Here is a 7,758-nt window from a genome sequence, read left to right as displayed (position 1 = left end):
AAATATGGAAGAAATCTTTTATCCTTTTTCATTTCATCGAGAATTTCTTTTTTAAAATGATCAGGGTGAATATAAAGAAGCCTTATCCAAACCTTACCCTTTACTTCCTGAGAAATCTTTTTTATAAGCATAGGAAGGGTAAAACCGTCGTCTTCTTCTCCCGTACCATAGGCTGCAAGATCCTGCCCGATAAGATTTATCTCATGCATACCTGAATTAACAAGATGCTGCATTTCTTTAACAATTTCATCTGCATTGCGGGAACGAAGGTCTCCCCTGATTATAGGAATGGCACAGAAGGTACATCTGTTGTTACAGCCTTCAGTAATTTTTACATAAGTACTTCCCTTAAAATTAAGGAAGGTATTTCTGTCCCCGGAACACACACCTTTCTGCTGAACTTTTACAACAGGCCTTTGACCATCAAAAAGCTCTTCAACAAAATTATCAATAAGATCAATATTACCGTTGCCAAAAATACCATCAGCTTCCGGAAGTTCTTCTTTAAAAAGCTCTGCATAGCGTTCAGCAAGACAGCCTGCAAGAATAATTTTTGCATTTGGATAGGCAGATCTGGCTCCCATCAGGGAATCAAGGCTTTCTTTTTTTGCACTTTCAATAAAGCCGCAGGAATTGATTATTATAAGATCTGCAGAAGAAGCATCTTCTACACGTGTTAGACCAGCCTTCTCAAGTCTGGTAATTATAAGTTCACCATCAACCTGATTTTTTGCACAACCATGCTGGTCAAGAAAAAAAGTTCTGTTCATAAAAATCCACAAGTTTTATCAGTCAAGTTCCATTATAACAATGCGGTACATACCGTCACTATCATGAACCCATTTAATATCCTCTGCCTTAACTTCTCCGGCTCTTCCTACTTCAAGATCATAACGGGAAGTATCTGCTGTAAGCCTGATGTTAACTGCATTGGAATTGCTCATCCAGAGACGAATTGAATTATTAGGACGTTCAGTAATCTGTTCTGATGTATGGTAGTAAGATTCTTCATATGAAGAAAAATCAACCTTTCGCCTGAACATACATGAACCACGGAAAGTAACTTCTACAGTAAAAGGATAAGGTCTGTTACTTTCATGAATTACAGTACGGCGGAGAATATCTGCTTTTGTGGAAGTTTCTACAGAAGATATTTCCGTAGTATTGGATGGAAGAAGACTTGGATCTTCTGCACTCATAAACATCCTTACTTCTGCACCATAATCCTTTTTGCTGCTGATATCGCTTAAATAAATACAGAAGAAAAGTTTACCGTCACCGTTAATATCAATTTTTCTGTCATCAGTAAATTCAAGAATCTGATTACCAACAGGAGTAGAAAGGGAAAGCTTACCTAAAGTGTCAGAAACCGTAATGGTAATGTTTTTATCTTCACCTTCAGTTGAAGGAATAAGAATCTGGTCTCCTTTTTTAAGTCTGGCCTGAACAACTTCAGTTCCAACCTTAAAGGTACGATTCTGTTCAGCCATATTTTTCTGACGTTTGCTTTCATTAATTTTCTGTGGAAGACGGAATACTCCGATTATAAGCCAGGCAGAAATGGCAAGAAAAAACAGTACTGAAATTGTAATAATAAGAGGCTTAATAAAACCTGGAGCCTTACGTTCAAGGAGCTGAACAGGAACAGGTGTCTCCTGAAGTTTTTTTGATTCATAAAGACGGATTACATTGTCAGCATCTATATCAAGATAATCACAGTATATTCTAAGAAAACCTGTAATATATGGACCATCAGGGAATTCACTTTCCTTTTCACTTTCCATTGCAAGAAGATAAGTTCTTGAAACGGAAGTTTCCCTGGCAACAGTTTCTATATCAAGTTCTTTAGCCTCACGGGCATTCTTTAAGATAAGACCATAACTTTCCATGACAATCTCCGCTTACTCAGTCAGCAAAAAGTTTTTATAGTTATTTGCAGAGGAAGGCGGATCATAAATGAAACGCTGATCAGACATTTTTGTATTAATATTGTAATTACTGAATACTAAAATATAAACAGCACCAGTTGTAGTTTTGGCTTCTACACGATGAATAAGATTATCATCTACACCTACAGACATCTTTATTGAAGAAAATACTTCTGATGTTGAACGGCGGTACATAATCAGGTTGATAACCATATCGTCACTGCCTTCTTCAATAGGAAGAGGATCAGGACTGGTTTCATAAGCTACAGTATAGTAACGCTTGAGAAGGGCAAGTCCTGTCATGGTTTTAGCAAGATTTCCTTCTGTATGCTGTTCAAGAATAGCTGAAGAACCAGGAAGATATATTACAAGGTTATCACCATTGTAAACAAAAACCTGTTCTGCAGGTTCTGTAAAATCAATCCTGACCATCTCCGGTTTCTTAAAACTTACCCTTCCTTCTGCTTCCTGACCGGCAATTTCCATTTTAAGGTCAGCTTCATAATCATTAAATGTTGAATAATAGTCACTGAGACTTTTAAAAAATTCATTTGCAGTCTGAATCTGTGCAGAGCAAAGCCCTGAAACTAATAAAAAAAGACTGCTAAAAAGCATCAAAAACTTTCTATTCATTTTTAACTCCCACATGAAATTAGCAAAAACAGCCTTTAAGTAGTTTGCGTATTTCCTCAAGAATTGCAAGTGCATTTATTCCTGTCTGCAAAGTAGACTTCAGGCATTCTTTTTCATCAAGAAAATCTATTGCATTTTGAATCATGTTAGAAAAATAACGGGTTTTTTCAGGAATTTTAACAGACGTATCCTTTCTTAATGAATAAAGATCAGAATAAAGGTCTGATTCTTCTGCATGATAGAACTTACAATATCCGTTACCAATGCAGACTCTTCCTTCTGTTCCGTTAATTTCAATTTCAAATCCAAAATATTTGGAACGACCCACAAAGAGAAGTTCCACTTCCGGGCATACATGGGTAACATAATGGGCACAAGCCTGCCTTACTACACCATTTTCATCCCTGACAACACCTGTAAGTACCGGGCGTTTGAGAATTGTATTTACTATTATCTTTTTCTGCTTAACCTCTTTGCCTACAAGGGAATCATTAGGATTAGACAGAGAGTCTGTTCCAGGTTTACCCAGTGACATAAGGGTTTCTATAGTAGTAGAAGGAGAATTAAGATCCTCCAGAAAGTACAGAACAATATCAGAAAGATGTGTTCCGTCATGAATCAAAGAATAAGCACCACTACCCTCTTCTTCCTGATCATAAACAGCCATGGAAGAATAAAGAGTAGCCTTAATATCTATGACCTGTCCTATAGAAGCCATATAATTCTTTGCAGCCATATAATCTTCAGAAAAGCGACGTTCATGATTAATAAGAACAGGAACATTTTTCTTTTCTGCAGCTTCCTTAATCTTAAATGCTTCCTCCAGATTAAGGGCTACCGGCTTTTCAAGAATTATAAGTTTTGGTCCAGCATCGATTGCAGCAAGAGCTTCTTCAAGATGATAAGCTTCATTTACTGCAACCACGATAATATCCGGATGCAAATGCTGATAGAGAGCGGATGACGACTCAAAAACCTGAGCACATGGTACTTCCTCATGCCATGCCTTAAGTTTTTCTGAATCATTATCGCAGCCAGCGATAATTTTAATGCGGGGATTATCCATAAGGGCCATTGTATGACTGGCCGGTTGTTCACGTTTTTCATCGTGACCAAGAGAAAACCCGATGCGTCCGCATCCTATCAGTGCAGCAGTATAAAATCCATCCAGTGACATAAAATCCTATTTCATAAGTTCTGCATATTTCTGAGCAAGGCGCTTAGACTTAACTGCAGCAAGACCACAGTAGTTTGACGGATGTTCAAAGAAATTAGCAGGATTTTCAACTCCAAGTTTTTCGAGCTGAGCTGTAATATCCTTAAACTCTTTTTCGTGAGTTTTAAGAACTTCAAAGAAAGTCTTTCCGCTTTCTTCTGCTTCAAGGGTAATCTTACGGATAACTTCATGACCGTCGTTATATCCGGCTTCTCCAAGAAGAATATAAGCAGGTTCTGCAAGAACACCGCCCTTTACTTTACCACCGGCATTTTCAAGATTACGGGCCATTCCTTCCTTATCAGCCTGAAGCCCCTTAACAACACTGTTCATACGGGCTACAGCCATGGTGAATCCTGAAACATAATCAGCAATAAAGCGCTGACTGGCAGAATTAGTAAGATCCCTCTGATGTTCTGAAATCTGATCCATATAGAATGTAATTACACGTGGACACATAGCCTTCCATAAAGACTTAACATGTTCACTGTTCCATGGGTTACGTTTCTGAAGCATTGTTGAAGAACCTACCTGAGTAGCTGCAAAATATTCAAAAACTTCACCTATTTCAGAACGCTGAAGATTACGAAGGTCATCAGCAAGATTTGCAATAATACCAAAAGCAACATTCATCTCAAGAAGGAGACGAAGTACATATTCCGGCTCAACCAGCTGATTTGAATACTCAGAAGGTTTAAGACCAAGGAATTCAACATAAGTACGTTCAAGTTCTTCAGGATCCTTTACAATCATTGATGGTCCGTTATACGAACCTACAGGTCCTGCAAGTTTTCCTGCAAGCTGGTCAGAAAGTTCTTCAATGCGAAGGATTGATTTACCAAGACGGCTTACAAATTCTGCAATACTCCATCCAAAAGTAATAGGTACTGCATGCTGACCGTGAGTACGTCCAACCTGAGGTGTGGCACATTCACGTTCTGCAATTTCACAAAGATATTTTTCAAGGGTTTTAAGTTCAGGAAGAACAACATTCTTAGTTACATCACGCATGCGGCAGCTTAAAGCAGTATCAAGAATATCTACTGATGTAGCACCAAGATGAATAAGAGGGCCGATATCAGAATCAACCTTTGTTTTCATTACATTTACAAGGGCACGGATATTGTGCTTTGTCTTTTCTTCTTCTGCATAAACTTCCTGAGGGTCGATTTTATCAGCCACTTCATCAAGTTTTTTTGCAATTTCATCAGTAAGGGTACCGCGGACCTTAAGGTGAGCCTTTACAAGGGCAGCTTCACACCTGGCACATGAACGGATACTTGCTTCTTCCGAAATGTATTTAGACAATCCCTCAAAAGCCGGAGCTTCAGAAAGAGAATAACGATGATCAAGACATGACAGATTTTCAAATATATTGCGTGATTCCATAATGTCTCATTATTGCATAATTCAAAATAAAAAACAACGAAATTAAAGGCTTTATATAGAAAACTTAAAAACAGTTAAAAAAAGTGTTTAGTTTTGTGGGGATTTTTGTCAAACGATTAAAATATATATATGTATGGAAAAAATTATTTTTGAAGAAATAAAAATCTCAGATGAAGAAGCCTTTACTGATGATGAAGTAGTAATAGCAGCAAGAAATTCCTTCAGCATAAGCTACCTCTACCCCTGGCAGAGAATCGTTATTGCCAACATTATGGACTCTGCTGCAAGGGAAGGTTTTACTGACTGCAGGCCTGAAGCTGAAGAAGATATTAAAAGCTTACACGGAGAAGACAGCGGAAGACAGATAGTACTTCTTCCTACAGGAGCGGGAAAATCCCTTTGTTTTTTAACCCCGGCCCTGCTTTTAAAAGGTCCCACCCTGGTTTTATACCCCCTTCTTGCCCTTATGACGGATCAGAAGAGGAGAATGGATGAAGGAAATCTGTCCAGTGTAATATTCAGGGGAGGACAAAGTCAGGAAGAAAGGGAAGAAAACTTTAGAAAAATCAGGGAAGGTGCAAAAATAATCCTTGCAAACCCAGAAGTTTTACAGGACAAAAGGCTTTTAGAAAGACTTAAAGAAGTAAATATTGCCCACATAGCCATTGATGAAGCTCACTGTGTAAGTGAATGGGGGGACAGTTTCAGGCCTGCCTACCTTACCCTGGGCAGCATAATTAAGGAATTAAACACCAGGACAGTTACGGCCTTTACGGCAACCGCTTCTCCCCAGGTTCTTGAAAGAGTATCTCAGATTCTCTTTGATGGAAATGCCCACATAGTCAGAAGCTGCTCCGACAGACCAAACATCCACTATTTTGTAGTAAATGCCTGGAATAAAAAAAGGGAAGCCTTCCGTCTGGCCCTTACAGAAGAAAAACCACTTATAGTTTTCTGCGGGACAAGAAATAAGGCAGAAGATATGGCAAGGGAACTGGCAGCCTTTTACGGTTATGACAAGGTAAAATTCTATCATGCCGGAATGGAAAAAGAAGAAAAAGATTATGTAGAAAAATGGTTTTACCCTTCCAAAGACGGAATCCTTTGCTGTACCTGTGCCTTTGGAATGGGAGTGGATAAAAAGGACATACATACTGTAATTCATCTGGAAGCCAGCCCTACTGCGGAAAGTTACATTCAGGAAGCAGGCCGTGGAGGAAGAAACGGCAGCATAGCTAAAGCCATTCTTTTATGGAGCTACAATGACAGCATTAAATATGAAAAATTCAAAAAAGGAAGCAGGGAAAGGATTTTAAAGGATTTTGCAGAAAGTAAAAGCTGCAGAAGACAGGTATTACTGGATGCCCTGGGTGGAGAAGAAGCCTACTGTGACGGTTGTGATGTATGCCTTAGGGGAGGTCCTGCCCCTGCTGCAGAAGATGCCCTCTTTACTTTTAAATACATAAAAAAGCACAATTTTCTATACAGCAGGGATGGACTTCTTAACAGTCTTACAAGGGAATTTAATAAGAAAGATTCTCCTTTACTAAATGTCAGCCCCTGGCACTCTGATGACGTAAATGAAATCATAAAACAGCTTGAATCAGGAGGCTGGATTAAAAAAGGAAAATTCTTTCTTAAAAACAGGACAGGTTCCTTTACTAAGCTTCTTCCTTATTAACCTGAGCAATTCCCCTCATTTCTGCAAGGTTATGATAGCCGTGAGACTTCATAAATGCTTTCATTCCCTCTGTAATGTCATGAGCAACATCAGGATTTGTAAACTTGGCAGCTCCAATTCCTACAGCTGTAGCACCAGCCATAATAAATTCAACAGCATCCTTCCAGTTGGAAATACCACCAATACCTATAATAGGGATTCGCTTTTCCGGCGGAAGCTTATTCATCATGGCAACAACATCATAAACCATACGAAGGGAAAGAGGCTTTAAGGCAGGACCACTCCAGCCTGCATGAACCTTTTCAAAGAAAGGCTTACCTTCATCAATATTTATGGCAACTCCATGAACCATGTTAATAAGACTCAGACCATCTGCTCCTGCATTAATACAGTACTCTGCTACTTCACAAATATTTGGAGCATTAGGAGAAAGCTTTACAAAAAGAGGTTTGTGAATCTCTTCCTTTACAAGTTTTACAGCCCAGTATGCAAGTTCAGGATCCATACCAAAAGGTGTACCGCTTATATTAGGACAGCTGATGTTAAGTTCAATAATCTTTGCAGGAGTTTTATCCAGCATTTTTGCGCCGTTAATATATTCAGTAATATCTTTACCAGCCAGGTTTACTATTACCTCAGGACCAAGTTCCATCATAGGAGAAAGAAGGTTTTCTACAAAGTAAGGCACACCAGGATTCTGAAGACCAATGGAATTCATATTTCCGCCCACAACTTCAAGACAGCGTTCTCCACCGTTTCCAACCCTCGGTTCATAGGTGATTCCCTTGGAAGTAATGGCACCCCAGTAATTTACATCAGACACACCACGATAATTCTGACCATAAGCAAAAGTTCCGGCGGTAGCTATAGTAGGATTTTTAAGTTCAACACCGGCAAGAGTTACGCTTAAA

Annotated in this window: 7 protein-coding genes; 1 reads left to right on the top strand and 6 read right to left on the bottom strand. The window is 39.0% G+C overall.

Features of this window, described 5'->3' with window-relative positions; genetic code table 11:
• The 5 genes from K6D58_RS04460 to K6D58_RS04440 all read right to left on the bottom strand — a co-directional run.
• A partial coding sequence (locus K6D58_RS04460) for a radical SAM protein (RefSeq protein ID WP_296828058.1) occupies nt 1–770 on the bottom strand: 770 nt, incomplete at its 3' end.
• An 18-nt stretch (nt 771–788) separates the two neighbouring features.
• Complete coding sequence (locus K6D58_RS04455; protein ID WP_296828056.1) at nt 789–1,889, bottom strand: helix-turn-helix domain-containing protein; 1,101 nt, start codon at nt 1,887–1,889, stop codon at nt 789–791.
• A 12-nt stretch (nt 1,890–1,901) separates the two neighbouring features.
• Nucleotides 1,902–2,561: a LolA family protein gene (locus K6D58_RS04450; protein ID WP_296828054.1), complete on the bottom strand. Its 660-nt coding sequence runs from the start codon at nt 2,559–2,561 to the stop codon at nt 1,902–1,904.
• Between the two features lie 19 nt (nt 2,562–2,580).
• Nucleotides 2,581–3,738 carry a Gfo/Idh/MocA family protein gene (locus K6D58_RS04445; protein WP_296828052.1) on the bottom strand — a complete coding sequence of 386 codons (1,158 nt, stop codon included), beginning with the start codon at nt 3,736–3,738 and terminating at the stop codon, nt 2,581–2,583.
• A 6-nt stretch (nt 3,739–3,744) separates the two neighbouring features.
• Nucleotides 3,745–5,166, bottom strand: a complete 1,422-nt coding sequence (locus K6D58_RS04440; RefSeq protein ID WP_296828050.1) for a lyase family protein — start codon at nt 5,164–5,166, stop codon at nt 3,745–3,747.
• 133 nt (nt 5,167–5,299) lie between these two features.
• Here K6D58_RS04440 and K6D58_RS04435 point away from each other — a divergent pair, with 133 nt between their 5' ends.
• On the top strand, nt 5,300–6,847 hold the full coding sequence (locus K6D58_RS04435; RefSeq protein ID WP_296828048.1) for a RecQ family ATP-dependent DNA helicase: 1,548 nt from the start codon (nt 5,300–5,302) through the stop codon (nt 6,845–6,847).
• Here K6D58_RS04435 and K6D58_RS04430 read toward each other — a convergent pair.
• A partial coding sequence (locus K6D58_RS04430) for a dihydroorotate dehydrogenase (protein ID WP_296828046.1) occupies nt 6,828–7,758 on the bottom strand: 931 nt, incomplete at its 5' end. The genes K6D58_RS04435 and K6D58_RS04430 overlap by 20 nt on opposite strands.

This window comes from Treponema sp., assembly GCF_024696245.1.
GTDB lineage: Bacteria > Spirochaetota > Spirochaetia > Treponematales > Treponemataceae > Treponema_D.
Note: the sequence above shows the minus strand (reverse complement) of the source record. Positions and strands in the feature narration are given on the sequence as shown.

What these genes read in the sequence shown, in the direction of transcription:
- K6D58_RS04455 (WP_296828056.1), bottom strand. Translation starts at nt 1,889, where the DNA reads ATGGAAAGTTATGGTCTTATCTTAAAGAATGCCCGTGAGGCTAAAGAA.
- K6D58_RS04450 (WP_296828054.1), bottom strand. Translation starts at nt 2,561, where the DNA reads ATGAATAGAAAGTTTTTGATGCTTTTTAGCAGTCTTTTTTTATTAGTT.
- K6D58_RS04445 (WP_296828052.1), bottom strand. Translation starts at nt 3,738, where the DNA reads ATGTCACTGGATGGATTTTATACTGCTGCACTGATAGGATGCGGACGC.
- K6D58_RS04440 (WP_296828050.1), bottom strand. Translation starts at nt 5,166, where the DNA reads ATGGAATCACGCAATATATTTGAAAATCTGTCATGTCTTGATCATCGT.
- K6D58_RS04435 (WP_296828048.1), top strand. Translation starts at nt 5,300, where the DNA reads ATGGAAAAAATTATTTTTGAAGAAATAAAAATCTCAGATGAAGAAGCC.